Source organism: Lysobacter sp. HDW10, from assembly GCF_011300685.1.
GTDB lineage: Bacteria > Pseudomonadota > Gammaproteobacteria > Xanthomonadales > Xanthomonadaceae > Solilutibacter.
Genome location: NZ_CP049864.1, coordinates 541,020 through 565,113, shown reverse-complemented (window position 1 = coordinate 565,113; position 24,094 = coordinate 541,020). Strand labels below are relative to the sequence as shown.

Genomic DNA, 24,094 nt, shown 5'->3' with positions numbered 1-24,094 from the left:
CGACCTGACATCATCGGAAGATGGGGCATTCCAACTGGGACACCCCGATGCAATTCAAAATTCATGTCGAAAAAGACGCCCCCGATCTGCGGGCATTGACCCATGCGTTTGCGGAGATGGATCCGTCGGCCATCGTAGATAGCGCGCTTCAAGGAAATGCGTTGCGTCTGTCTACGGTGTTGCGCGACGTCGACATCCTCAATACGTGCAAAGACGCGGGCTGGATGATCGATGCGCGACAAATCGAGCAACTGCCGTCGGAGTGCTGTGGTGGTTGCGGTGGTTAAGCGATCGGTCGCTTTGGCTCGACTTCTGGTGAAACCTTAATAGGGAATCAGTTCGAACTTGCCGAAAGCCACGCCCAGTTCAACGCCTTTGCCTTTGCCGGACAAAGCCAGCGAGACATTTCCTTTGGTCATCACTTGACCTTTCACCGCATCACCCGCGGCAGCATTCGCTTCAGCCGTGGCATAGGTGCCGAGCACGTCACGGATGTTATAGACGTCTGAGAACTCACCCGAACCGTTCTTGATTTTTGATTGACCTGCCGTCAGGCCGCCGCCGCGCGCACGAATTTTGACATTCAAGGTTTCGCCGTTCTCGCAACGCACGACGCCCGTGCCATCGGCGCGTTTGTAGAACAGTGACCAGCCGGAAATCGAATACGTCATCTTGCAATCGAGGTCGCGCGATTGCGCGCGCGCCGTCGACGTCAACAAAAAACTCGCGGCCAGCGCGGTGGGGATTAGCGCTTTGCTCAACATCGGCACACTCCAAAGTGGGGATGCATCTAGCCTATTGGGCTCTGGCGCGAAACGCGCCGAAAAATGCGGATGCACGGGCGCACGGCGCATACGGGATTCAGCTTGAGGCGATTATTCGGCCTCAGGTGCACGCAGATAGGGTTCGACCACGCCTTTGATCTTCATCGTCATCGGTTGGCCACGACGATCCAATGCACGTCCGACTTGTACACGCACCCAACCTTCACTCACGCAATACTCTTCGATGTTGGTGCGATCTTCACCGTTGAAGCGCACGCCAATGCCTCTGTCGAGGAGCGCCTCGTCATAAAACTTGCTACGCGGGTCATTGCTCAAACGGTCGGGCATTGCATCAGTCATGTGCGTTCTCGTATTCACGAAGTGTCTTGTTAGATGAACGGAGCGTCCGTTCATGGCTTGGATTTCACATTCTACCGTGCGGGCGTTTTTCATCCTGCCCCTATGAATGACATCAAACATCGCCAAAGAAAACGCCCCATGCAGCGCGCTGTCGTTGCTTTCGCCGTGTTCGGACTGTGTGTGCTTGCGACCGCGGAAACCCGTGCGCAGACGGTACCTGAGGACGCCACCTTGCAGGCACAGGTGCTGCTGGAGCGCATCCACTTTTCGCCGGGTCAAATCGACGGCGTGGAAGGCAGCAATATGCGCAAGGCTGTGGCCGGCTTCCAAAATGCCTATGGCGTGAAGGGCGTGGGGCTGGATGAAGCGACTTGGGCTGCCTTGAAGGCTCAAAGCTCTGCGCCAGCCATCGTCGAATACACCTTGACCGATGCGGATGTGGCGGGTCCGTTCCGCGCGGTGCCGAAAAGCATGGCGGCGCAAGCCAAGCTGCCGGCACTCGGTTTTGCCAGTGTTGAAGAACAGTTGGGTGAAAAGTTTCATGCGAGCCCGACGCTGTTGCGAAAGCTCAATCCGGGCAGCACATTTGCCGCGGGCACGGTGATTCGCGTGCCGAATGTTTTAGACATTCCAGTGTTGCCGAAGGCTGCAAAAGTGATTGTGGACAAATCGGCGTCCCTGTTGATTCTTGCTGACGCAGGCAATCGCGTGATGGCGCAATTTCCGGTGACCACAGGCAGCGCGAATGATCCTTTGCCGATTGGCGATTGGAAGATCAATGGCGTGGCGCGCAACCCTGAGTTTCATTACAACCCGAAGTTGTTTTGGGATGCGCGTAAGGGTGACAAGAAAGCAACTATCCCGGCAGGACCTAACAATCCGGTTGGGGTGGCGTGGATCGATTTGTCGAAGCCGCATTACGGCATTCACGGCACGCCGGAACCCGCGAACATCAGCAAGACGCAATCACATGGTTGTATCCGCATGACCAATTGGTCGGTGATGCAGGTGGCGGAAGCGGTCGCCCCAGGCACCGCCGTTTCATTGGTGGAGTAAATTTTCAGCATCGGGAGGGATGGCATGACGATTCGTGCGCAAGTGGTTCGCCTTGTGCGAGGCAGTTTGATCTTCATCATGGGCCTGGTCATCGGTGGCGCCGGTGTCTATCACTGGGCCGGGAAGCAACGCTCGTTTCGCGAAGTTGCCATGGTGTCGCCGTCAGCAACGCGTCCTGCGGTCGACCCCGCCACACCCCCGAAAGAACCGGTGGGCACGCGACCGCGCGCAGATTTGCCACCGGATGAACCTTCTGGCCAGTTTGATGCGAGCGACGGCGCTGCATCGACCTCATCCGCCTTGATTCGCTCCAAGCTCTTGATTCCTGTGCACGGCGTCGCTTCATCGCAACTCACGGATACGTTCAGCGATGCGCGCAGTGGTGGCCGCGTACATGACGCCATCGACATCATGGCGCCTGCGGGCACGCCGGTCGTGGCCGTTGCCGACGGCACGATCGTGAAATTGTTCAACAGCAAACTGGGCGGCACCACGCTCTATCAATTCGACGATCAGGGTGAAGTGGCTTACTACTACGCGCACATGCAGGCTTATGCGCCCAACGTCGTCGAGAACATGAAAGTGAAGCAAGGCGACGTTATTGGTTATGTCGGCAGTACCGGCAATGCGTCGCCCACCGCGCCACATTTGCATTTCGCCATCATGGTGCTCGGGCCCGAGAAAGACTGGTGGAAAGGCGTCGCAATCAATCCATTTCCGTTCTTGGGCGGCGAACATACGCCCGTCGCGCCGACAGTGGCACCGACACTTCACCCTTAACGGACTGATCGAACTGGCGTAAAGTGCGCTTCATGAATGTGGCAGCGCACGCACTCCTCTATCCCTTCGAAACCGGCCGATTGCCTTGGCCCGCCTCGGCACGCGTGTGTCTGCTCAATGCGGACGAATTGCACGGATGGCAGGGCGCGGACTTTGACTGCGTGCAGACATTCAAGCCCTTGGCGGATGTCGTGGGTCGTCGCTATGGACGCTGCGTGCCTGACTTACCGGAAGCGCAGGGCAGCTACGATTGGGTGCTGGTGTTGCCACCACGGACGCGCGCGTGGTCGCGCGCTTTGTTGGCGCAAGCAGCGCTGCTCGCCAAGCCCGATGGGCAGATCCTGATCAGTGCGAGCAATGACGAAGGCGGCAAGTCGCACGCGGCCGACCTCAAGCAGTTGCTAGGCGACACCGTCGAGACTGCGAAGCATAAGTGTCGTGTGGCTTGGGGTTCGTGCACGCACTTCGATAAAGCACGCGCTGCGCAGTGGATCGCGGAGGCCGCGCCCAAGCTGCGCACAGACGGTTTGTGGACACAGGCAGGTGTGTTTTCTGCGGACGGCATCGATCCGGCAACGGCCATGCTGTTGGCCGCACTGCCAACGACCTTGAGCGGCGCGGTGGCGGATTTTGGCGCGGGCGTAGGTGTCATCGCCAAGCACATCGCGCAACACTGCACCGGTGTCAGTGCATTGGCACTGTATGAAGCGGATGCGCGCGCACTTGCCATGGCCCGCAAAAATCTCGAAGACAGTCCGGTGCCCTGTACGTTTCATTGGGCCGACGTGACGCGTGAAGTCGAGGGGCGATTTGATGTCGTTGTGTCCAATCCGCCGTTTCATGCCGCAGGAAAAAAGGGTTTGCCCGAATTAGGTCAACAGTTCATCACCGTCGCCGCGAAGCATCTGTCTGCCCGGGGCTCGCTGTGGCTGGTGGCGAATGCGCACTTGCCGTATGAGAGCGTTTTGAGTGCGTCTTTCCAAGAAGTCGAAACCGTACACGCCGCGCGCAATTACAAAGTGATCAAAGCAACGGGTCCGCGGCGATGAAGCTTCTGCGCTATTTGTCCAATTTGGGCTACGGCAGTCGGCGCGATGTGTTGGCGATGTTTGCGGATGCGCGCATCACGGATGCGGCAGGCGACCCGCTGTATGGTGACGACGTGCGTGCGCACGCCGAGGTGCGTATCGATGGCGAACCATTGGATCCGGCGCCAGGTCTGCTACTGATGTTGAACAAACCGGTAGGCGTGACCTGTTCAAGCAAAGATGTAGGCAAATTGGTCTACAGCTTATTGCCGCCGCGGTTCAAGTTGCGTTCGCCCATCGTGTCGACCGTGGGGCGATTAGACCGCGACAGCAGCGGTTTGTTGTTGCTGACGGACGACGGCACCTTGCTGCACAAAATCATATCGCCGAAGTCGAAGTTGCCCAAGGTCTATCACGTAAAACTGGCGCGGCCTTTGCGCGGTGATGAAGGTCGCGCGTTTGCAAGCGGCACCTTGATGCTGGAGTCTGAAGAAACACCGCTTTTGCCCGCAGAGTTTGAGGCATTGGGTGATCGCGAGGCGCGCGTGACGCTGCACGAAGGTCGCTATCACCAAGTGCGTCGTATGTTTGCCGCCGTCGATAACCATGTCGAAGCGTTGCATCGCGAACGTGTCGGGGGCTTGTCACTCGACGCCTTGCCGGAAGGCGAGTGGCGCATCTTGGAAGATGCAGATCGGACGCGCCTTTTCAGCGCAGACTAATTTGACGCGTCGTCGTTCTTAATCTCGTCCATCAATGCGTTGAACCCATCATTGCCCAATGCATTCATCGTCGCAATATTGCGGTCGATAATGCTGTCGGGTTCAGGGTATGCAGCCACGGCACGGGTGACGCTGTCCTCGCGCAATAAATGCAGAATCGGAAATGGCGCGCGGTTGGTGTTGTTCGACGCATCATCCAATGCCGTTTCGGCGAACTGATAGTCCGGGTGGAAACTTGCCACTTGAATATCGCCCGTGAGTGCCATCGCATCCAGCAAGTCGTCCGCGCGCGCGCGGAAATCGTTGTAATCAAAGAAATCCGTGAGTACGAGCGGATGCACAATCAACGTCGTGTCCACCTCTGTGGCTGCGGTGTCACGCAACAGAAGGAGTTCTTCGCCCAGGGTGTGTAAGAGCGCGTCCTCTGTACTGGCGTCGCTGACCACGATACGGACTTGGTCTTTGACCATCACCGCTTTGGCAAACGGACAAAGATTCATCCCGACCACGACACGCGCCATCCAGCGGCGCGTGATCGCTTCAATCGCTTCAGCGTCAAAAAGCTCAGACATCAGTCGCGGAAATTATCGAATTGCAACGGCAGTTCAAATGTCTTGCCGCGCAGCAAAGCCATGACGTCTTGCAAGTCGTCACGCTTTTTGCCGGTGATGCGAAGTTTGTCGCCGTTGATTTGCGACTCCACTTTCAACTTGCTGGTCTTGATTTCCGCCTGGATCTTTTTGGCCAACTCACGATCAATGCCTTGCTTGACCGTGATCTTTTGCCGCGCACCGGCCACATTGGTTTCGATTTCGCCGGTTTCAAGACAGCGCGGATCGATCTTTCGCGCGATCAGGCGCGCATCGAGGATGTCGGTCATCTGCTGAATTTGGAAATCACTGGGCGCACGCAACTGAATGACGGCTTCTTCCAGCGCAAACGTCGCATCCACACCTTTGAAGTCGAAACGCGTCGACAGTTCGCGGTTGGCTTGATCCACCGCGTTGGTGAGTTCGTGTGTGTTGACTTCAGAAACGATATCGAAAGAAGGCATTTGGAGCACCTGCAGACAAAGAACAAGCTGTACAGCTTAGCAATGCAAGCGCTCGACGTGCGTACAAAATCTGTTAGACGCGGGCACGCAGTTTGTTTAGACGTTCCGTGTCGAGTGGAGACGCGCGACGTGCCAAGCGTGCTTCAAGCAATCCGATCGCGGCTTCGGTCTGTCCGGACATCGCCAATGCATGCACGATCGTGTCTTCGACAACATCCGACTGTGCTTTGCTCGCGCCGACACCTTCAATGTGCGGCAAGGCTGCTTCAAGGAAGGCGGGCACAGCAGACCAGTTGCCTTCTACGGCGGCGACCAAGCCCGAACACAAGGGATCAATGACCGACACAAACAGCGGATCGTCGTGCGCTTCGGCGAATCGCTGTAAGTGGCGCAAGCGCGTCGCATCACCTGCGGTGGCAAGCGCGAGCGCCACGTGCATCGCCGCGAATGCGGAAGGCGGTGCTTCAAACCATGCCGCAGGTGCAGCGTCGATGACGCCGGACACATCCGGTTCGCGATCCCATGCTTCACTCATGCGTCCGCGCCAAAGCAGGGCGCCCGCATCCATCAGAATGCGGCACCCCGATACTTTGGGTGGTGCGAGGTCGCGCAAGTAGCGCGTGTGAAATGCCGCGGTGTCACCCAGCATGAGTTCGTGCAAGGCGGCATGCCAAGAAAAGTGCGAACGATGGTTGGTGGTAGCCGATTGCGTTGCAATCCAGTGATCCAGCCAAGCCAAGCCTTCGCGATGTTCACCGCGTTCGTAATAGATATGCGCCTTGGCATGTGCGGCATGGCCAAAGGCGGGATCAACCGAGAGCGCGTAATCCACCAAGACCGAGGCCTCATCCAAGCGCCCTTGTTCTTGCCGAATGAAACCCAACTGGGACACGTACCACGGGTCATCGCCGTACGCTTTCCCGAGTGACTCAATGAAGGTGGCGGTGTGGCTGCCGGCGGTGAGTCCGCCAAAGGCCACGCTGGGCACGGCGATGCCAACGGCAAATGCGTCGCGGGGAAAGCGTGCGATGTGCTGCAACAATGCTTCTGCACCATGCTGCCCGTCCGAGTTCAAGCGCGCATTGACCGCTTCAAGAAAACTCGCGGTGCGCGCGTCGAGTGCACGACTTTCAGCAGCAGCAAGTGCCGCTTTCAGTGCATCACGACCTTCGCCTTCCAAACACCATTCGTGTCCCAACAGCGCCAAAGAGGCATGACCAAGGACGAAATCCGGATCAATCTCGACGGCGCGCAGCAACGCATCTTCAACCCCGCCTTGAATGCGCAACAAACGCGACAATGCTTGGGCATAGTGCGCAGCGGATTCGGGGGTTGTTTCGAGCGTGTTGCCGTAAACGTCGACCGGCATGGGTGTCTCTCCGTGGCGAAGTGCGTGATTTAAGCGGGTGGCAAGCGAATACGCTTGCGCGCGAATTTCAGGAATGGCGGTGGACTCCCAGAGGTCTCCACGACGCAAAGCCCCCAAGGCAAAGAGACCGCTGCATGTGCCGTTTGCATCGAGCACCGCGCCGTCTTCGCGTGTTGCGATACCGAGCCCGACCGGTCCTGCTTGCACGAGACCTGCGTGTGCCAAGCGCGCCAACAGCGCATCCGAATGCAGCGTCGCGACAGCGCCCGTGCAATTCACAATGGCAGACACCGCAAGTTCACTGCCGTCGGTCAGTGTGACTGCACAGCCGTCCGCAGTCGGCGTCATCGATGCGATTTCTCCCCGGTGTGGCACGACGCGTCCTTCGCCGATCAATGCATCAAAGCGCGCCGCTGTGAGCGGCGGCATGCGGTGTCGATGCACGTCCCAGGTGCGTGCGTCTTCGTCTAGAAAGCGTTGCTTGTCCGCTTCACTCAAGCCTCGCCACAACTGCGAGGTCACAGATCGCAAGCCATCCAAGGCAGGGCGCCAATCACCGGTGGCAGCGCGCACACGTTCAAAATGCCACGCCAATCTGCCGCGCAACGCGTCCAAGTCGTGCAGGCGCGTGATACCTGCGGGCGGTTGAATCGGTGGCAAAGGCGGCATCGCATGCACGTGCGGCAGCAGGCCTGTCCGCGACAGCACATGAATCTTGCGTGTCGGGTGGTCTGCACTTTGCGCCAAATCCACCATGGTCAAACCCGCGCCGACCATGAGAAGGTCGCCGTGCTCGGGCAGCGCTTGTGTCCACGGTGCGGCAATGAAGTGTGCATCCGCGCGTAGCGCGTCGCTGGCCCACGTTGGATCTTCATTCAAACCTGTAGCGAGCACGACGAAGCGGGCGCGACAGGCCTCGCCTTGGTCATCGGTCAGCACAAAGCCATCGCTGGATTTTTCGATATCGACAATTCGCGTCGTGCAATGCATCCATTCAACGCTGGCATTGCGTTCGATCGCCGCGGCCAACACCGCATGGAGATAGCGTCCGTACAGCGCGCGCGGCACAAATTCGCCAGGCTGAATGTTGTCGTCAATCGTGTCGTGCAACCAATCCACGAAATGACCGGGTTGATGTGCGATGGCAGATAGACCGGCCGCAGGCACATTCAATAGATGCAGCGGATCTGTTGTGCGATATGCCGTGCCACGCCCTAATGCGGCTGCGTCTTCAAACAGAACGATGCGCGAGCCCGCGGGCAGCACATCGAGCAGATGTGTCGCCACCAAGCAGCCGGATGCACCGCCACCCACAATAGCGACTGTCGCCAAGGTGTGTTGGCTACAGTGGCTCTCCGGTTGGGTGCTTGGATGCATACGGGGTGAGGCTTCCTAATTTGGCTCGATCACAGCCTAACAGGCTCGCCATCTGATGACGGCAAGGCTTTGAGGTCAATGAAAAATCCGTAGGGAATCGCGGAGTTATATTTGTATCCGGATATAAAACGGATTTTCTCAAGAAAATCCTGCGGGCATGTTCGATCCGTGCTGAAATGGTGTTTTCACCCTACATACGCTGGAGCGGTTCGATGGCCGGAATGATGGAAGCAAAGGTCCCTGACATTGGCGGTAGCGCAGATGTGCCAGTCATCGAAATCCTGGTGAAAGTCGGCGATGCGGTGAAAAAGGACCAAGGGCTGATCACGCTCGAGTCAGATAAAGCCACGATGGAAGTGCCCGCTCCCTTCGATGGCGTCATCAAAGAATTGAAGGTGAAGCTAGGTGACGAACTGTCAGAAGGCAGTATCGTGGCTGTGATGGAAGTCGCCGATGCGCCCGCAGCGCCGGCCCCAACGGCGCCCGCACCTGCGCCCGCTGCGCCGGCTCCCGCGCCTGTCGCCGCGCCGACGCCAGCACCTGCGCCTGCGCCTGCCAAGGCAGATGTCGAACAGGCCAAGGCCCCGATGGGTGCAGGGCTGCCGCCCGTGCGCTTTGAAGCCAGTGCCGTGATGCCAAACAAAGTGCCGTATGCGAGCCCGGCCGTGCGCCTTTTTGCGCGCGAGCTCGGCGTCGACCTCTTGCAAGTGCAAGGTTCTTCCAACAAGGGCCGCATCAGTCGCGAAGACGTCAAGCAATTTGTGAAGTCTGCCATCGCCGGTGGTGGCGTGAGTGCGGGGGGTGCAGGCGGTTCTGGCTTGAACCTGTTGCCGTGGCCGAAGGTGGATTTCGCGAAGTTTGGCGAGATCGAAAGCAAGCCGCTGTCGCGCATCCAAAAAATTTCGGGCGCGAACCTCTCACGCAACTGGGCCATGATTCCGCATGTCACGCAATTTGATCGTGCCGATATCACTTCGCTCGAAGATCTGCGTGTGTCGCTGAATAACGAAAACGCCAAAGCCATTGCCGCAGGGAAGGCCGGCAAGCTGACCATGTTGGCGTTCTTGATCAAAGCCTGCGTTGACGCATTGCGCCGCTACCCGAACTTCAATGCCTCGCTGGATGGCGATCAATTGGTGCTGAAGAAATATTTCCACATAGGTTTTGCTGCCGACACCCCGAACGGCTTGGTCGTGCCGGTGCTGCGCGATGCAGATAAGAAGGGTGTGATGGAAATTGCGCAAGAGATGGGCGAGTTGGCTGCCTTGGCGCGCGAAGGCAAATTGAAGCCGGACCAAATGCAGGGCGGCTGTTTCACCATCAGTTCTTTGGGCGGCATTGGCGGAACTGCATTCACGCCGATCATCAATGCACCTGAAGTGGCAATTCTTGGTGTATCGAAATCTGAGCTGCAGCCGGTATGGGATGGCAAGGGCTTCGAGCCGCGCCTCATGCTGCCCTTGTCGCTGTCTTACGACCACCGCGTGATCGACGGTGCCGCTGCCGCGCGCTTTACGGCGCATTTGGCGGATGTCTTGGGCGACATGCGTAGGGCATTGCTCTAATTGCGTCTTGCGACCCTATGAATAAGCCTGCCGAAATCGGACAGAAGCTCAACAGCACCGGCCAGAAGGTCGGCGAGGCTGTGACGGGTGCGGGTGACCGCGCCTGGGCAGATCTGCAGCCGGTGTTCGATTACAAGCTGATTCATACCAGCAACTTTGATGTGACCTTGGGTGGCGTACTCGGCGCGTTCTTTGCGTTTGTCATCGCTTGGATGTTCTCCAAGTGGCTGCAGCGCACGATCAATCGCTACGGCGAACGTCAAAGTAGCAGCGAGCGCGCCGCGCTGTATACGATCTCGCGCGTCGCCCATTACGTATTGTTAGCCACGGCGATTGGTATTGCGCTGTCGGTTTTGGGCATTCCTCTGGGTAAGTTCGGCATCTTTGCGGGTGCCGTCGGCGTCGGCTTAGGGTTCGGCCTGCAATCGGTCTTTAGCAACTTCATTTCCGGATTGATCTTGTTGTTTGATCGATCTTTGAAAGTGGGCGACTTCGTTGAGCTGGACCAAGATGTGCGCGGCACCGTGCGCGCAGTGAATATTCGCTCAACACGTATCACCACCAACGACAACATTGACCTGTTGGTGCCGAACTCGGAATTCGTCAATGGCCGCGTGGTCAATTGGACGCACCGTTCTGTCAATCGACGCATTCGTGTGCCCTTTCATGCCGCCTATGGCGTCGACAAAGAAGTGGTGAAGAAGGCCGCACTCGAGGCCGCGGCCGAAGTGCCGTTCACCTTGACCGTCGAAGGAACACAGGCACCGCAAGTGTGGTTGGTCGAATTCGGCGAATCGAGAGTCGACTATCTATTGGTGGTGTGGTTGAACGAGGATGCCGCACGCCGGAACATCGCGATCCGCGCTGCCTACCTGTGGGCGCTGGATACCGCTTTGAAGAAGTACGGCATTGAAATGCCATTGCCACAACGCGATTTGAATATTCGTAGTCTGTTTGGTTTGAGCGGCAAAGACGCATTCAACGCAATGCACGGACAGCGCAATGTCGGTGAAGCATCGCCGCAACACGAATTGAGTGCTGCAGAACGCGAGAAGTTGTCGCGCAATGATGCGCAGGAAGATGCGCAAGTTGCGCTAGAGAAAGAAGACGAACCCACCCCGGTCGCCGATGCATCGGTCACCAAACCCACATTCGAGGAGAAGCCGAATGGCTGAAGTCAAAGTCGTCGTACCGGATATCGGCAGCCATGACGGCGTGCCGGTGATCGAGATTTTGGTGAAGCCCGGCGACACCATCGCGAAAGACCAAGGCTTGATTACGCTCGAATCTGACAAGGCCACGATGGAAGTGCCTTCGACGGTCGCAGGCGTGGTGAAGTCCTTGGCGATCAAGCTTGGCCAAGAACTCAACACCGGCGATCTCGTCGCGGTTGTTGAGGCGACAGACGATGCCAGCGAAGCGCCTACTGCGGCCAAGGCTGCAGCGCCTGCTGCGCCGTCGCCCGCGCCGGCACCTGCACCGACGCCTGTCGCTGCACCCGCGTCCACTCCCGCACCCGCGCCTGTCCCCTCCGCTGCAGGCAGTCACAGCTATGACTGCGATGTGGTCGTCATTGGTTCGGGTCCCGGCGGTTACACCGCCGCATTCCGCGCTGCGGATCTCGGCTTGAACGTTGTGTTAGTGGAACGCAACGACACCTTGGGGGGCGTTTGCCTCAACGTCGGTTGCATTCCGTCGAAGGCCTTGCTGCACGCCGCCGAAGTGATTGACCACGCTGCACATGCAACAGACATGGGCATCACGTTTGCTGCGCCGAAGATCGAACTGTCGGGTTTGCGTGCCTACAAAGAAAAAGTTGTGGGCTCACTGACCAATGGGCTGGCCGGCATGGCCAAGCAACGCAAAGTCAAAGTGATGCAAGGTACGGCGCAATTTGCAAATGCCAATGCGCTCGCCATCACCGATTCAAACGGCAATGGGCACACGCTGAGTTTCAATCACTGCATCATCGCTGCGGGTTCCGAAGCGGTGCATTTGCCGAGCTTCCCGTGGGACGACCCGCGTGTGATGGATTCCACCGGTGCCTTGGCATTGACGGATGTGCCGAAAAAGTTGCTCGTGGTGGGCGGCGGCATCATTGGCTTGGAAATGGCAACCGTGTATCAAGCCTTGGGCAGTGACGTCACGGTGGTAGAGCTCGCACCCCAATTGATTCCAGGTGCAGATGCAGATTTGGTGCGCCCACTTGCGCAACGCTTGAAAGCACAAAAGGTCGGTGTGTATCTGAAGACCAAGGTGGTCGAAGCGAGCGCGGAAAAGAAAGGCATTCGTTGCGTCTTTGAAGGCGAATCCGTGCCGGCAGACAACGTGTTTGATCGCGTCTTGGTCGCCGTCGGTCGCAGTGCGAATGGCAACAAGCTCGCCTGTGACAAGGCGGGGGTGAGTGTCGATGCACGCGGCTTCATCAGTGTCGACACACAGATGCGGACCAGCACGCCCCATATTTTTGCGATTGGCGATTTGGTCGGCCAGCCGATGCTGGCGCACAAGGCCACGCACGAAGGCAAGCTCGCTGCCGAAGTGATCGCGGGTGAGAAAAAATCCTGGGTCGCGCGGGTCATTCCTTCGGTCGCTTATACCAATCCGGAAATTGCCTGGGTGGGCGTGACTGAAAACGAGGCGAAGGAAAAGGGCCTCAAAGTGGGCGTCGGCAAGTTCCCGTGGGCGGCCTCGGGCCGTGCACTCAGCATCGGTCGCACCGATGGCTTCACCAAGCTGATCTTCGACGAGGAAACCCATCGCGTCATCGGCTGCGGCATTGTGGGCCCGCATGCCGGCGAGCTCATCAGCGAGGCCGCTTTGGCCATCGAGATGGGCTGCGAGGCCGCTGATCTGGGCCATACCATCCATCCGCATCCCACCTTGGGCGAAACGGTTTGCATGGCGGCCGAAGTCTATGAAGGCACGATCACCGACCTTTATATCCCCAAGAAGAAGTAAATTTGCGCCGACGTACCTCTTTTTGGTGCGTCGAGCCGCCCACAAAATATTTACTACTGCTATACTTTTGCGGCTTCAACGGGGCGCCTTAGGTGTTCCGCACCCGCCCATTCAGGATTTACCCGTCTAATGTTCAATCCGGTCTCAACGAGCCGAGTTCGGGCAAAGCGGGCACTCACATGGCAAGGATGCGCCACGTTGGCCGTCGCCTTGCTTTGGTGGGTCATCCCTGGAGGCGGTGTGAAAAGTGCGGCAGCGGCGCTCGCCGGCGGGGGTCTGATGGTCTTCGTTGGCTGGATCGCGATGCTGGTCGCATTGGGTGGGGGCATCGTTTCGGGCGCGAACAACGCGCTGGCACGGGTCGTCATCGCAACACTGTTGAAATGGGGTGTGGTTGCCCTCGGATTGCTGGTGATTTTCGGCATTCTGAAGTGGCCGCCGCTCCCCGTGTTGTCCGCCATCATTCTGATGGTTTTCGTATACATCGTCGCAAACGCAATTCCTGACAAGGTGTCCAAGTGATCGAACCCGGCAGCTCCGGCGGTGGCCTCACCGAATATATCCAGCACCATTTGTCCCATAACACGGGCAAATTGTTCAGCATGGACTTCAACTGGGACAGTTGGGGCATGGCCCTCGGCTTGGGCCTGTTGTTCGTGCTGTGGTTTGCGTTGTTTGCGCGTAAAGCCACCTCGGGTGTGCCGAGCAAAGGTCAAGCCTTCGTAGAAATCATCGTTGAATTCGTGGATGGCCAAGTCAAAGACGTCTTCCATGGCGACCGTAAGTCGGTCACCCCGTTGGCCTTGACCATCTTCATGTGGGTCACCCTCATGAACGCGATGGACTTGATCCCGCTCGACTTGGTCGGCTGGGTGACGCAAACCGTGTTCGGCCATGAAGTCGCACACCACACCTATTTCCGCGCGGTTCCGACCGCTGACCTCAACACCACCCTGGGCGTGTCCACGGGCGTGTTCTTGGTCCTCATTGGTCACGCCTTGTCGGCGAAGGGCATTGGCGGATTCACCAAAGAATTCTTCACCGCACCGTTCCACGCGCACGGTTTTGCCGCCATCTTGCTGGCACCGGTGAACTTCATCATGAATGTCATCGAATGGTTGGTGAAACCCATTTCGTTGGCCATGCGACTCTTCGGCAACATGTACGGCGGCGAGCTGGTGTTCATGCTCATCGCGGGTCTGTTTGCTTCGTGGGTGACCTTCTTGCCGGGCATCATTGCCAATACGGCCTGGGGCATCTTCCACATTCTGATCATCTTGTTGCAAGCCTTCATCTTCATGATCCTCACGGTCGTCTACATTTCGGGCGTTCGCGAGTCGCACTAAGTTTTAGCTTTAAATCGTTTCATCCTTTTTCGTTTTTCAACTACACGCTGGAGTAACACAATGGAATTCATCGCACACGTGCAAGGCCTCACCGCCATCGCCATCGGCATCATCATCGGCCTCGGCGCACTCGGCGCATGTTTGGGTATCGCCCTCATGGGTTCGAAGTTCCTCGAATCCGCTGCCCGTCAACCGGAATTGATCCCGGCACTGCAAGGCAAGATGTTCCTCCTCGCAGGTCTGATCGACGCAGCATTCATCATCGGTCTCGCCATTGCCTTGTACTTCGGCTTGGCTAACCCGTTGCTGACGGCCGTCATCGACGCTGCCAAGTGATGTAACCCGCAAGGCTGCGCATAACGCGCGGCCTTGCACTGCTTCGCCAGTGGTTGGCGAAGTGCGGATTTTGCCAAAGGACAAGTCATGAATCTCAATTTGACGTTCTTGGGTCAGATGATCTCTTTTGCGATCCTCGTGGCCTTTACGTTGAAATTCATTTGGCCGCCGATCAACGCGGCGATTGAAGAACGCCAACGCAAGATCGCCGAGGGCCTGGCGGCTGCTGATAACAGCCAGAAGACCCTTGCGCAGGCTGAGGAAAAAGCGAACGACGAACTCAAGATCGCACGTAGCAAAGCCAACGAGATCATCGAGTCGGCGCATCAACGCGCCAGCCAGATCATCGAATCGGCCAAGAACGAAGCGATTGAAGAGGGCGCGCGTCAAAAAGCGATCGTCGATGCTGATATCGCTGCCAGTGCCAACAAGGCACGCGAAGACCTGCGCAAGCAAGTTTCGCAACTGGCCGTGAACGGTGCCGAGAAGTTGATCCGCCGCGAAATCAATCCGGAAACGCATAAAGCGTTGCTGGATGAATTGGCAGCGCAACTCTAAGGTCGACGCATACCCATGAGCCAAACCCTCACCCTTGCACGCCCCTACGCACGCGCCGCGTACGACTTGGCCCGTCAAGGCAATGCCGTCGTTGATTGGTCGAATGCGCTGAGTCTCTCAGCACGTATCGCCGCCGATCCCAATGTCGCGCAATTGCTCGGCAATCCCTTGTTGTCGCGCCAAGAAGCGGCAGGCCTCGTTGCACCGGAAGGTGCAAGCGACACCCTGCGTAACTTCTTCGCAACGCTAGCCGAAAACGGCCGCTTGAATGTCTTGCCGGAAATTGCAGGTCTGTTCGAGCAGTACCGCGCCGACGCCGAACACATCGTTCGCGCCAAGGTCACTTCGGCTGCACCAATGTCCGCCGACGAACTGGCGAACATCAAGGCTGCATTGAAGCGCCGCTTCAACCAAGACGTTGAAATCGACACCGCCATCGATGAGTCATTGATTGGTGGCGCCGTGATCGATGCGGGTGACGTGGTGATCGACGGTTCGCTCAAGGGCAAATTGGTTCGTCTGCAAAACGCACTCGCTCAATAAACACATAGTGAAATCCGCGCGCCCATCGGCGCACGAAAAGGAAAACTTGAAATGGCAACCACATCGCTCAACCCGTCGGAAATCAGCGAGCTGATCAAAAACCGCATCGAGCAAGTCAAGCTCGGTTCCGAGGCGCGTAACGAAGGCACCGTCACCAGCGTGTCGGACGGCATCGTGCGTATCCACGGCCTGGCAGACGCCATGCAAGGTGAAATGGTCGAATTGCCGAACAACACCTTTGCATTGGCATTGAACTTGGAACGTGATTCCGTCGGTGCCGTGGTCCTCGGCGACTACGAACACTTGCGCGAAGGCGATGTGGCTAAAACCACTGGCCGCATTCTTGAAGTGCCGACCGGTCCGTCGATGTTGGGCCGCGTTGTCAACGCACTTGGCGAGCCGATCGACGGTAAGGGTCCGATCAATGCGGAAGCCTCTGCACCGGTGGAAGCGATTGCACCGGGCGTGATTTGGCGTAAGTCGGTCAGCCAACCGCTGCAAACCGGTTACAAGTCGATCGACAGCATGATCCCGATCGGTCGCGGTCAACGCGAATTGATCATCGGTGACCGCCAAACCGGTAAGACCGCTGTCGCAATCGACACGATCATCAACCAGAAGCATTCGGGCGTGAAGTGTATTTACGTCGCCATCGGTCAGAAGAACTCGACCATTGCGAACATCGTGCGCAAGCTCGAAGAAAACGGCGCCTTGGCTTACACCACGGTTGTCGCCGCTTCCGCATCTGAATCGGCTGCGATGAACTTCATCGCTGCGTACTCCGGTTGCGCCATGGGTGAATACTTCCGTGACCGCGGCGAAGACGCACTGATCATTTATGACGATTTGTCGAAGCAAGCTGTGGCCTACCGCCAAATCTCGCTGTTGCTGAAGCGTCCGCCGGGCCGCGAAGCCTACCCGGGTGACGTGTTCTATTTGCATAGCCGCCTGTTGGAACGTGCAGCGCGCGTGTCGGAAGACTACGTTGAGAAGTTCACCAACGGTGCCGTCAAGGGCAAGACCGGTTCGCTCACTGCGTTGCCGATCATTGAAACCCAAGCCGGCGACGTTTCGGCCTTCGTGCCGACCAACGTGATCTCGATCACCGACGGACAGATCTTCTTGGAAACCGACTTGTTCAACGCCGGTATCCGTCCTGCAGTGAACGCCGGTATCTCGGTGTCGCGCGTGGGTGGTTCAGCACAAACCAAGATCATGAAGAAGTTGTCGGGCGGTATCCGTATCGCTTTGGCGCAGTACCGTGAATTGGCTGCATTTGCCCAGTTCGCCTCTGACCTCGACGACGCAACGCGCAAGCAGCTCGAACGCGGTCAACGCGTGACCGAGCTCATGAAGCAACGCCAATACGCACCGATGTCGGTTGCACAACAAGCACTCTCGATCTATGCCGCTGACAAGGGCTACATGGACGACGTGCCGGTGCAACAAATCGGTAAGTTCGAAGACGCCCTTCAAGCCCACTTCGCCAACAATGTCGGCGACGTGATCTCGAAGATCGATCAATCCGGTGACTGGAACGACGAACTCGAAAATGCCTTTAAGAAGGGCATCGAAGACTTCAAGAAAACCGGCACCTGGTAATCGGGAACTAGACGATGGCAAGCGGCCGCGAAATTAAGACCAAGATCAAGTCGGTGCAGAACACCCGCAAGGTGACTCGCGCACTCGAAATGGTCTCGGCTTCCAAAATCCGGAAGGCGCAAGACCGCATGAAGGCATCGCGTCCGTACGCGCGTGCCATGAAGCAGTTGATCAGCCACCTCGCGCAAGCGAACCCGGAATTCCAACATCCGTATTTGCTGGAACGCAAAGACGTCAAGCGCGTCGGCTACATCGTGGTCTCTTCAGACCGTGGTTTGGCGGGTGGCTTGAACAACAACATGTTCCGCAAACTGCTGACTGAAATCCGCGCATGGCATGAGCAAGGCGTGGAAGTCGACGTAGTCACCATCGGTCAAAAGGCGACGGTGTTCTTCCGTCGCATCAAGGTCAACATGGTGGCATCGGTCACGCACTTGGGCGATCAGCCGCACGTCGAACAACTGATCGGTGTCATCAAGGTGATGCTCGACAGCTACGACAGCAACAACTTGCAGCGCGTCTTCATTTGCTACAACGATTTCGTCAACACGATGCTGCAACGCGCTGCGTTCGATCAATTGCTGCCGCTGCCGCCGGCAGAACAGCAGTTGGCCAAGCACGCGTGGGACTACATCTACGAACCCGATGCACAAACCGTGCTCGAACATGTGATGACCCGTTATATCGAATCGTTGGTTTACCAAGCCGTGATGGAAAACGTCGCTTCTGAACATGCTGCACGCATGGTCGCGATGAAGTCCGCATCGGACAACGCAACCAAGCTGATCGGTACCTTGAACCTCGTCTACAACAAAGCCCGTCAGGCCGCGATTACCCAGGAAATCTCGGAAATCGTCGGCGGCGCGGCCGCAGTCTGAGGCCACCGGTAAACCTCACATGCAACAAGACATTTTTGATACAGGAAAGCCCATGAACACCGCCAACACGCAAGGCAAGATCGTCCAGATCATCGGCGCCGTCGTCGACGTCGAATTCGCGCGCGAGAGCGTGCCGAAGGTTTACGACGCGCTGAAGGTGCAAAACACCGACATCACGTTGGAAGTCCAACAACAATTGGGCGACGGTGTTGTTCGCACGATCGCACTGGGCTCGACCGACGGCCTCAAGCGCGGCCTGTTGGCCGACAACACCAACCGCGCCATTTCGGTGCCGGTCGGTACTGCCACCTTGGGTCGCATCATGGACGTGCTCGGCAACCCGATCGACGAAGTGGGTCCGATCAACGCTGCCGATAGCTGGGAAATCCATCGTCCGGCACCGTCCTATGAAGATCAAGCCAGCACCAACGACTTGCTCGAAACCGGCATCAAGGTGATCGACTTGATGTGTCCGTTCGCCAAGGGCGGTAAGGTCGGCCTGTTCGGCGGCGCCGGCGTGGGCAAGACCGTGAACATGCTTGAACTCATCAACAACATCGCAACCCAACACTCGGGTTTGTCGGTGTTCGCCGGTGTCGGTGAGCGTACGCGTGAAGGCAACGACTTCTATCACGAAATGCAAGAAGCAGGCGTCGTGCGCGTCGACAACTTGCCGGAATCGAAAGTGGCGATGGTCTACGGCCAGATGAACGAGCCGCCGGGTAACCGTTTGCGCGTGGCATTGACCGGCCTGACCATGGCCGAATACTTCCGCGACGAAAAGGACGAAAACGGCAAGGGCCGTGACGTGTTGTTCTTCGTTGACAACATCTACCGCTACACCTTGGCCGGTACCGAAGTGTCGGCACTCTTGGGTCGTATGCCGTCGGCCGTGGGTTATCAGCCGACCTTGGCAGAAGAAATGGGCGTGCTGCAAGAACGCATCACCTCGACCAAGACCGGTTCGATCACCTCGATCCAAGCCGTGTACGTGCCCGCCGACGACTTGACTGACCCGTCGCCTGCCACCACCTTCGCCCACTTGGATTCGACCGTCACCTTGTCGCGTCAGATCGCATCGCTGGGTATCTACCCGGCAGTGGATCCGCTCGACTCGACGTCGCGCCAAATGGATCCGAACATCATCGGCACCGAACACTACGACACTGCGCGTCGCGTCCAAGGCACCTTGCAAAAGTACAAGGAACTGAAAGACATCATCGCGATTCTCGGTATGGACGAATTGTCTGAAGAAGACAAGTTGGCCGTGTCGCGTGCACGTAAGATCGAACGCTTCTTCTCGCAGCCGTTCCACGTTGCAGAAGTCTTCACCGGTTCGCCGGGTAAGTACGTCTCGTTGAAAGACACCATCCGCGGTTTCAAGATGATCGTCGACGGCGAATGCGACCACTTGCCGGAACAAGCTTTCTACATGGTCGGCGGTATCGACGAAGCGATCGAAAAGGCCAAGAGCCTCTCGGCTGCCTGAGCCTCGGAGAACTGATCAATGGCAAGCACAATTCGTTGCGACATCGTCAGCGCGGAAGCCGAAATCTACAGCGGTGAAGCGACACTCGTGGTCGCCACCGGTGAAATCGGTGAGCTCGGTATCGCACCGAAGCACGCCCCGCTGATTACGCGTTTGAAACCCGGCAAGGTCGTTGTCACGACCCCCGCAGGTGAAACCTTGGACTTCGCAATTTCCGGCGGCATTCTTGAAGTGCAACCGGACATGGTGACCGTCTTGGCGGACACCGCTGTGCGCGCTCAAGACATCGATGAAGCCGCGGTGCGTCAAGCGAAGGAAGAAGCCGAACGCGTGTTGGCCGGCCGTGGTGAAGCGATGGACGTCGCCGAGGCACAACAACGTCTCGCCGAAGTCTCGGCACAGTTGGCTGCGCTTGAACGCCTACGCAAGAACCTCAAGCACTAATCCCTTATCCACACGTGGAAAGGTGCCTCGAAAGGGGCAGAGGGGCGCCTTAAAAGGGCGCCCTTTTTCTTTTGCCCGATTCAAACTCGCGATCGCGCCGAATACACCCAATGCCGCGACAACAAGAAGCCGATCGTACCGGTCAATGCGTCCAATAAAGGTTTGATCGCCCAAGTCATACGCAAGTCGGAATACGCATGCACCGCAGTGACAAGTGCGGTGTTCAAGATCGTTAAAGAAATGAACATCAGCACGAAGCGCAAGAAGGCCACGCGACTCAGATGACGTCCCTCACCTTTGAAAGTGATCCGACCATTGAGCCAGAAGCCCACGCTTGCACCCAGCATGCGGCCAATGACGTTCGCCTGCGGCACAGGCAAGATCCACGCACTTAGACCCACCATGGCGCCATATTCGAGCAGCCATTGCAGTAGGCCCACTGTCGCGTAGCCGCCGAGATGCCGTTTCCAAGTCATGCTGCATTGTGACCGTTTTGAAGCGCCAAGCGCAGCTGCACCGCTAGAATGAGCGGAATCGTGCACGTTTTGAGGAAACCATGGCGCTACCCCTGCATGTTGTGATCCTTGCCGCAGGCGAGGGCAAGCGTATGAAATCGACGCTGCCGAAAGTGCTGCAGAAGATTGCAAATAAGCCAATGCTTGCGCATGTGATTGATGCGGCACGTGCGTTGCAGCCTTCCGCCTTGCACGTGGTCTATGGCCACGGCGGCGACCAAGTACGCGCAGCGTTCGCTGCAGAAAGCGACATTCAGTGGTCAGAGCAGCGTGAACGCTTGGGCACCGGGCATGCCGTACAACAGGCCATGCCGGCGATCCCGGACGACGCGCGCGTACTCATCTTGTATGGCGATGTGCCACTCATTGAGGCAGAAACGCTGCAACGCTTATTGGATGCGCCGGGCAGTTTGTCCGTGCTGGTGGCTGATCTGGACGATCCAACCGGCTATGGCCGCGTCGTACGCGATGCTGCGGGCAAGGTGGAAGCGGTTGTCGAGCAGAAAGACGCGACGGATGCGCAGAAGAAAATACATACGGTGAACACGGGCATCGTTGCCGCCGATGCGAAAGCACTGCGCGAATGGCTCGGCACATTGTCGAATCAGAACGCACAAGGCGAGTACTACCTCACCGACATTTTCGCGCGTGCTGCAGAACAGTTCCGTCCTGCCGAAATGGTGCATGTGGCGGACGCGATTGAAACCGAAGGTGCAAATGACCCCTGGCAACTTGCACAGCTCGAACGCGCATTCCAAAAGCGCGCGGTGCGCGCCTTGTGTGTGGCGGGCGCGCGTTTTGCCGATGTGACGCGCGTGGACGTTCGCGGCCAGGTGGAAGTGGGCAACGATGTTGAAATTGATATTGACGTCATCTTCGAAGGCACCGTCCGCTTGGGTGATGGCGTGCGCATCGGGCCCTTCACCCGCCTGAAAGACGTGACGCTGGCTGCCGGCACAGACGTACGCGCACATTGCGATCTGGAGGGGGCGGTCACCCACGGCGCAGTGCACATTGGTCCCTACGCGCGCTTGCGGCCGGGTGCTGAACTCGCAGCGGGCGCACACATTGGAAATTTCGTCGAAATCAAGAAGTCCACGGTGGGTGCAGGTAGCAAGGTGAATCACCTCAGCTATATCGGAGATGCCGTGATCGGTGCGGGCGTCAACATCGGTGCGGGCACGATCACTTGCAACTACGACGGCGTCAACAAATTCATCACCACCATCAAGGACGGTGCCTTCATCGGTTCCAACAGCGCACTGGTCGCACCGGTGACCATTGGCAAGGACGCGACCATCGGCGCGGGCTCCGTGATCACGCGCGATGCACCGGCTGAAATGCTGAGCCTCGGACGGGGACGTCAATCGATTGTCGAAGGCTGGCAGCGCCCGGTCAAAAAGTCGCCCTGATCTTGGCGGAGGCATGACGGTCCACACGTTAAACTGGGCGAATACAAAATAGGGTCTAGCGAACATGTGTGGAATCGTCGGCGCAATTGCCAACAGGGACGTCGTGCCGGTACTGGTCGAGGGCCTCATGCGGCTCGAATATCGCGGCTATGATTCCGCCGGTATTGCGGTGGTTGAACAAGACCAAGTCCGTCGTGTTCGCCGCACCGGTCGCGTCAGCGAAATGGAAGGCGCCGCAAAGGCCGAAGGGTTCAGCGCCACGCTCGGCATCGGTCACACACGTTGGGCCACCCACGGTGGTGTCACTGAAAACAACGCGCACCCGCATATCTCGCAGGGTGTGGCCCTGGTGCACAACGGCATCATCGAGAACCACGAAGCACAACGCGAACGTTTGACCGCGCTTGGCTACAGTTTCGAATCACAGACCGATACCGAAGTCATTGCGCATTTGATTCACTACCACTTGCAAAGTGGTGCCGATCTTTTGCAAGCACTTCAAAAGACAGTTTCAGAACTTCACGGTGCCTACGCATTGGCCGTGATTCGCAAAGAAGAACCGAACCGCATGGTCGCCGCACGCATGGGCTGTCCTTTGCTGGTCGGTCTGGGTGAAGGCGAAAACTTCGTCGCTTCCGACGTGTCCGCGATCGTGTCTTCGACACGCAACGTGATGTTCTTGGAAGACGGTGACACCGCTGATCTCAATCGCGAAGGCGTGCGCGTGTTTGATGCCGAGGGCAAGGAAGTCGAACGCGAAGTCAAGCAATCCGGGGTGTCACTTGCATCGCTGGAATTAGGCCCGTATCGCCATTTCATGCAAAAAGAAATTCATGAGCAACCGCGCGCGTTGAGCGATACGGTTGAAGGCATCGTCGACGCCAATGCATTCAACCCGGCGTTGTTTGGCGACGGCGCGGAAGCCGTTTTAAAGGATATCGAGTCCGTACAGATTCTTGCCTGTGGCACCAGCTACTACGCTGGTCTCACCGCACGTTATTGGATCGAGTCGATGGTCGGCATTCCTTGCGCGGTCGATATCGCCAGCGAATACCGTTATCGCGATGTCGTTGCAAATCCCAAGCAGCTCATCGTCACGATTTCTCAGTCGGGTGAAACGCTCGACACCATGGAAGCGCTGAAGTACGCGAAGTCTTTGGGCCAAGACCGCACGCTCTCCATTTGCAACGTGCCGGAATCTGCGATCCCGCGCAGCAGCAAGTTGGTGTTTTACACGCGCGCTGGCGCCGAAATTGGCGTTGCTTCCACCAAAGCGTTCACCACGCAGCTGGTTGCTTTGTTCGCACTGTCATGCGTGCTGGCCAAGATGCGCGGCAGATTGGATGCAACCAAAGAGGCAGAAAGCATCGATGCTTTGCGTCAACTTCCGGGCAGCGTGCAGCACGCACTCAATTTGGAACCGCAGGTCATCGCTTGGTCAGAGCGCTTCGCAACCAAGCAACATGCGCTATTCCTCGGCCGCGGCATGCACTATCCGATTGCGCTCGAAGGTGCGTTGAAGCTCAAGGAGATTTCATACATTCATGCCGAAGCCTATCCGGCGGGTGAGTTGAAACACGGCCCCTTGGCTTTGGTCGATTCCGATATGCCCGTGGTCGTGATCGCGCCGAACGACAGCTTGCTCGAGAAGGTGAAATCCAATATCCAAGAAGTACGCGCACGCGGCGGAGAGATGTTCGTGTTCACAGATGCCGATAGTCAGTTCACCGAATCCGAAGGCGTCCACATCATTCGTACACCGCGCCACGTGGGTATCTTGTCGCCCATCGTCCATACGATTCCAGTGCAGATGTTGGCGTATCACGCTGCGCTTGCGAAAGGCACAGATGTTGACAAACCGCGCAATTTGGCGAAATCCGTTACGGTAGAGTAGAGCGGGGCCGAAGGGCTTTCGCACACTTTTACAGGGGACGG

At 57.7% G+C, this 24,094-nt stretch carries 25 protein-coding genes; 19 read left to right on the top strand and 6 right to left on the bottom strand.

All coding sequences use genetic code 11. From position 1 onward, the window contains the following. The first annotated feature begins 47 nt into the window (after positions 1-47). Positions 48-287, top strand: coding sequence for a hypothetical protein (locus G7069_RS02730; RefSeq protein ID WP_166294028.1), 240 nt, complete (start codon positions 48-50; stop codon positions 285-287). 36 nt (positions 288-323) lie between these two features. Here G7069_RS02730 and G7069_RS02725 read toward each other — a convergent pair whose 3' ends face one another. Then, positions 324-764, bottom strand: coding sequence for a hypothetical protein (locus tag G7069_RS02725; RefSeq protein ID WP_166297454.1), 441 nt, complete (start codon positions 762-764; stop codon positions 324-326). Between the two features lie 111 nt (positions 765-875). Continuing rightward, positions 876-1,124, bottom strand: a complete 249-nt coding sequence (locus G7069_RS02720) for a DUF3297 family protein (RefSeq protein ID WP_166294025.1) — start codon at positions 1,122-1,124, stop codon at positions 876-878. A gap of 138 nt (positions 1,125-1,262) precedes the next feature. Between G7069_RS02720 and G7069_RS02715 the strand changes: the two genes are divergently transcribed. The 4 genes from G7069_RS02715 to G7069_RS02700 are packed head-to-tail and all read left to right on the top strand — an operon-like array spanning position 1,263 to position 4,710. Further along, on the top strand, positions 1,263-2,180 hold the full coding sequence (locus tag G7069_RS02715; RefSeq protein WP_166294023.1) for a L,D-transpeptidase family protein: 918 nt from the start codon (positions 1,263-1,265) through the stop codon (positions 2,178-2,180). Positions 2,181-2,204: 24 nt separating this feature from the next. Further along, positions 2,205-2,960, top strand: coding sequence for a M23 family metallopeptidase (locus tag G7069_RS02710; RefSeq protein ID WP_166294021.1), 756 nt, complete (start codon positions 2,205-2,207; stop codon positions 2,958-2,960). A 32-nt stretch (positions 2,961-2,992) separates the two neighbouring features. Continuing rightward, positions 2,993-4,009 (top strand): methyltransferase, encoded by a 1,017-nt coding sequence (locus tag G7069_RS02705; protein WP_166294019.1) that lies wholly within the window; start codon positions 2,993-2,995, stop codon positions 4,007-4,009. After that, positions 4,006-4,710, top strand: coding sequence for a pseudouridine synthase (locus G7069_RS02700; RefSeq protein ID WP_166294017.1), 705 nt, complete (start codon positions 4,006-4,008; stop codon positions 4,708-4,710). The genes G7069_RS02705 and G7069_RS02700 overlap by 4 nt, the downstream gene beginning before the upstream one ends. Here G7069_RS02700 and G7069_RS02695 read toward each other — a convergent pair. The 3 genes from G7069_RS02695 to G7069_RS02685 all read right to left on the bottom strand — a co-directional run bounded on the left by G7069_RS02695 (position 4,707) and on the right by G7069_RS02685 (position 8,510). Then, positions 4,707-5,282: a DUF1415 domain-containing protein gene (locus tag G7069_RS02695; protein WP_166294015.1), complete on the bottom strand. Its 576-nt coding sequence runs from the start codon at positions 5,280-5,282 to the stop codon at positions 4,707-4,709. The two genes, G7069_RS02700 and G7069_RS02695, sit on opposite strands and share 4 nt — an antisense overlap. Then, positions 5,282-5,764 carry a YajQ family cyclic di-GMP-binding protein gene (locus G7069_RS02690; RefSeq protein WP_166294013.1) on the bottom strand — a complete coding sequence of 161 codons (483 nt, stop codon included), beginning with the start codon at positions 5,762-5,764 and terminating at the stop codon, positions 5,282-5,284. Before G7069_RS02690 ends, G7069_RS02695 begins: the two co-directional genes overlap by 1 nt. Positions 5,765-5,837: 73 nt before the next feature. Continuing rightward, entirely contained in the window at positions 5,838-8,510 is a 2,673-nt protein-coding gene (locus G7069_RS02685) for an FAD/NAD(P)-binding protein (RefSeq protein WP_166294011.1), read from the bottom strand. 212 nt (positions 8,511-8,722) lie between these two features. Here G7069_RS02685 and aceF point away from each other — a divergent pair, with 212 nt between their 5' ends. The 12 genes from aceF to G7069_RS02625 all read left to right on the top strand — a co-directional run bounded on the left by aceF (position 8,723) and on the right by G7069_RS02625 (position 20,232). Further along, the gene (gene aceF / locus G7069_RS02680) at positions 8,723-10,075 is read left to right on the top strand and encodes a dihydrolipoyllysine-residue acetyltransferase (RefSeq protein WP_166294009.1); all 1,353 of its coding nucleotides are present in this window, start codon (positions 8,723-8,725) and stop codon (positions 10,073-10,075) included. 17 nt (positions 10,076-10,092) lie between these two features. Further along, positions 10,093-11,250 carry a mechanosensitive ion channel domain-containing protein gene (locus G7069_RS02675; protein ID WP_205758736.1) on the top strand — a complete coding sequence of 386 codons (1,158 nt, stop codon included), beginning with the start codon at positions 10,093-10,095 and terminating at the stop codon, positions 11,248-11,250. Next, positions 11,243-13,036, top strand: a complete 1,794-nt coding sequence (gene lpdA, locus G7069_RS02670) for a dihydrolipoyl dehydrogenase (protein ID WP_166294006.1) — start codon at positions 11,243-11,245, stop codon at positions 13,034-13,036. The genes G7069_RS02675 and lpdA overlap by 8 nt, the downstream gene beginning before the upstream one ends. A gap of 198 nt (positions 13,037-13,234) precedes the next feature. Then, entirely contained in the window at positions 13,235-13,558 is a 324-nt protein-coding gene (locus G7069_RS02665) for a hypothetical protein (RefSeq protein WP_205758735.1), read from the top strand. Then, on the top strand, positions 13,558-14,382 hold the full coding sequence (gene atpB / locus G7069_RS02660) for a F0F1 ATP synthase subunit A (protein WP_166297450.1): 825 nt from the start codon (positions 13,558-13,560) through the stop codon (positions 14,380-14,382). Before G7069_RS02665 ends, atpB begins: the two co-directional genes overlap by 1 nt. 60 nt (positions 14,383-14,442) lie before the next feature. After that, complete coding sequence (gene atpE, locus G7069_RS02655; RefSeq protein ID WP_166294004.1) at positions 14,443-14,718, top strand: F0F1 ATP synthase subunit C; 276 nt, start codon at positions 14,443-14,445, stop codon at positions 14,716-14,718. Between the two features lie 87 nt (positions 14,719-14,805). Beyond that, complete coding sequence (locus G7069_RS02650) at positions 14,806-15,276, top strand: F0F1 ATP synthase subunit B (RefSeq protein WP_166294002.1); 471 nt, start codon at positions 14,806-14,808, stop codon at positions 15,274-15,276. A gap of 15 nt (positions 15,277-15,291) precedes the next feature. Next, positions 15,292-15,819: a F0F1 ATP synthase subunit delta gene (locus G7069_RS02645; RefSeq protein ID WP_166294000.1), complete on the top strand. Its 528-nt coding sequence runs from the start codon at positions 15,292-15,294 to the stop codon at positions 15,817-15,819. Positions 15,820-15,870: 51 nt separating this feature from the next. Beyond that, positions 15,871-17,421 carry a F0F1 ATP synthase subunit alpha gene (gene atpA, locus G7069_RS02640; RefSeq protein ID WP_166293997.1) on the top strand — a complete coding sequence of 517 codons (1,551 nt, stop codon included), beginning with the start codon at positions 15,871-15,873 and terminating at the stop codon, positions 17,419-17,421. A 14-nt stretch (positions 17,422-17,435) separates the two neighbouring features. Then, entirely contained in the window at positions 17,436-18,299 is an 864-nt protein-coding gene (gene atpG / locus G7069_RS02635) for a F0F1 ATP synthase subunit gamma (protein WP_166293995.1), read from the top strand. 52 nt (positions 18,300-18,351) lie between these two features. Continuing rightward, positions 18,352-19,788 carry a F0F1 ATP synthase subunit beta gene (gene atpD, locus G7069_RS02630; RefSeq protein WP_166293993.1) on the top strand — a complete coding sequence of 479 codons (1,437 nt, stop codon included), beginning with the start codon at positions 18,352-18,354 and terminating at the stop codon, positions 19,786-19,788. A gap of 18 nt (positions 19,789-19,806) precedes the next feature. After that, positions 19,807-20,232 carry a F0F1 ATP synthase subunit epsilon gene (locus tag G7069_RS02625; protein ID WP_166293990.1) on the top strand — a complete coding sequence of 142 codons (426 nt, stop codon included), beginning with the start codon at positions 19,807-19,809 and terminating at the stop codon, positions 20,230-20,232. 80 nt (positions 20,233-20,312) lie between these two features. Here the strand turns inward: G7069_RS02625 and G7069_RS02620 are convergent, their stop codons facing one another. Further along, positions 20,313-20,708, bottom strand: coding sequence for a GtrA family protein (locus G7069_RS02620; RefSeq protein WP_166293988.1), 396 nt, complete (start codon positions 20,706-20,708; stop codon positions 20,313-20,315). Between the two features lie 80 nt (positions 20,709-20,788). Here G7069_RS02620 and glmU point away from each other — a divergent pair, with 80 nt between their 5' ends. Next, positions 20,789-22,159, top strand: coding sequence for a bifunctional UDP-N-acetylglucosamine diphosphorylase/glucosamine-1-phosphate N-acetyltransferase GlmU (gene glmU / locus G7069_RS02615; protein ID WP_166293986.1), 1,371 nt, complete (start codon positions 20,789-20,791; stop codon positions 22,157-22,159). A 64-nt stretch (positions 22,160-22,223) separates the two neighbouring features. Beyond that, positions 22,224-24,053 (top strand): glutamine--fructose-6-phosphate transaminase (isomerizing), encoded by a 1,830-nt coding sequence (gene glmS, locus G7069_RS02610; protein ID WP_166293983.1) that lies wholly within the window; start codon positions 22,224-22,226, stop codon positions 24,051-24,053. Positions 24,054-24,094 lie beyond the last annotated feature (41 nt).

Excerpts from the sequence above, each read along its gene's own strand:
- glmS (WP_166293983.1), top strand. The coding sequence starts at position 22,224 with ATGTGTGGAATCGTCGGCGCAATTGCCAACAGGGACGTCGTGCCGGTA.
- G7069_RS02620 (WP_166293988.1), bottom strand. The coding sequence starts at position 20,708 with ATGACTTGGAAACGGCATCTCGGCGGCTACGCGACAGTGGGCCTACTG.
- lpdA (WP_166294006.1), top strand. The coding sequence starts at position 11,243 with ATGGCTGAAGTCAAAGTCGTCGTACCGGATATCGGCAGCCATGACGGC.
- atpA (WP_166293997.1), top strand. The coding sequence starts at position 15,871 with ATGGCAACCACATCGCTCAACCCGTCGGAAATCAGCGAGCTGATCAAA.
- G7069_RS02700 (WP_166294017.1), top strand. The coding sequence starts at position 4,006 with ATGAAGCTTCTGCGCTATTTGTCCAATTTGGGCTACGGCAGTCGGCGC.
- G7069_RS02725 (WP_166297454.1), bottom strand. The coding sequence starts at position 764 with ATGTTGAGCAAAGCGCTAATCCCCACCGCGCTGGCCGCGAGTTTTTTG.
- atpE (WP_166294004.1), top strand. The coding sequence starts at position 14,443 with ATGGAATTCATCGCACACGTGCAAGGCCTCACCGCCATCGCCATCGGC.
- G7069_RS02705 (WP_166294019.1), top strand. The coding sequence starts at position 2,993 with ATGAATGTGGCAGCGCACGCACTCCTCTATCCCTTCGAAACCGGCCGA.
- G7069_RS02720 (WP_166294025.1), bottom strand. The coding sequence starts at position 1,124 with ATGACTGATGCAATGCCCGACCGTTTGAGCAATGACCCGCGTAGCAAG.
- G7069_RS02685 (WP_166294011.1), bottom strand. The coding sequence starts at position 8,510 with ATGCATCCAAGCACCCAACCGGAGAGCCACTGTAGCCAACACACCTTG.
- G7069_RS02710 (WP_166294021.1), top strand. The coding sequence starts at position 2,205 with ATGACGATTCGTGCGCAAGTGGTTCGCCTTGTGCGAGGCAGTTTGATC.
- G7069_RS02625 (WP_166293990.1), top strand. The coding sequence starts at position 19,807 with ATGGCAAGCACAATTCGTTGCGACATCGTCAGCGCGGAAGCCGAAATC.
- G7069_RS02650 (WP_166294002.1), top strand. The coding sequence starts at position 14,806 with ATGAATCTCAATTTGACGTTCTTGGGTCAGATGATCTCTTTTGCGATC.
- G7069_RS02715 (WP_166294023.1), top strand. The coding sequence starts at position 1,263 with ATGCAGCGCGCTGTCGTTGCTTTCGCCGTGTTCGGACTGTGTGTGCTT.
- G7069_RS02690 (WP_166294013.1), bottom strand. The coding sequence starts at position 5,764 with ATGCCTTCTTTCGATATCGTTTCTGAAGTCAACACACACGAACTCACC.
- G7069_RS02645 (WP_166294000.1), top strand. The coding sequence starts at position 15,292 with ATGAGCCAAACCCTCACCCTTGCACGCCCCTACGCACGCGCCGCGTAC.
- glmU (WP_166293986.1), top strand. The coding sequence starts at position 20,789 with ATGGCGCTACCCCTGCATGTTGTGATCCTTGCCGCAGGCGAGGGCAAG.
- G7069_RS02675 (WP_205758736.1), top strand. The coding sequence starts at position 10,093 with ATGAATAAGCCTGCCGAAATCGGACAGAAGCTCAACAGCACCGGCCAG.
- atpD (WP_166293993.1), top strand. The coding sequence starts at position 18,352 with ATGAACACCGCCAACACGCAAGGCAAGATCGTCCAGATCATCGGCGCC.
- aceF (WP_166294009.1), top strand. The coding sequence starts at position 8,723 with ATGGCCGGAATGATGGAAGCAAAGGTCCCTGACATTGGCGGTAGCGCA.
- atpG (WP_166293995.1), top strand. The coding sequence starts at position 17,436 with ATGGCAAGCGGCCGCGAAATTAAGACCAAGATCAAGTCGGTGCAGAAC.
- G7069_RS02730 (WP_166294028.1), top strand. The coding sequence starts at position 48 with ATGCAATTCAAAATTCATGTCGAAAAAGACGCCCCCGATCTGCGGGCA.
- G7069_RS02695 (WP_166294015.1), bottom strand. The coding sequence starts at position 5,282 with ATGTCTGAGCTTTTTGACGCTGAAGCGATTGAAGCGATCACGCGCCGC.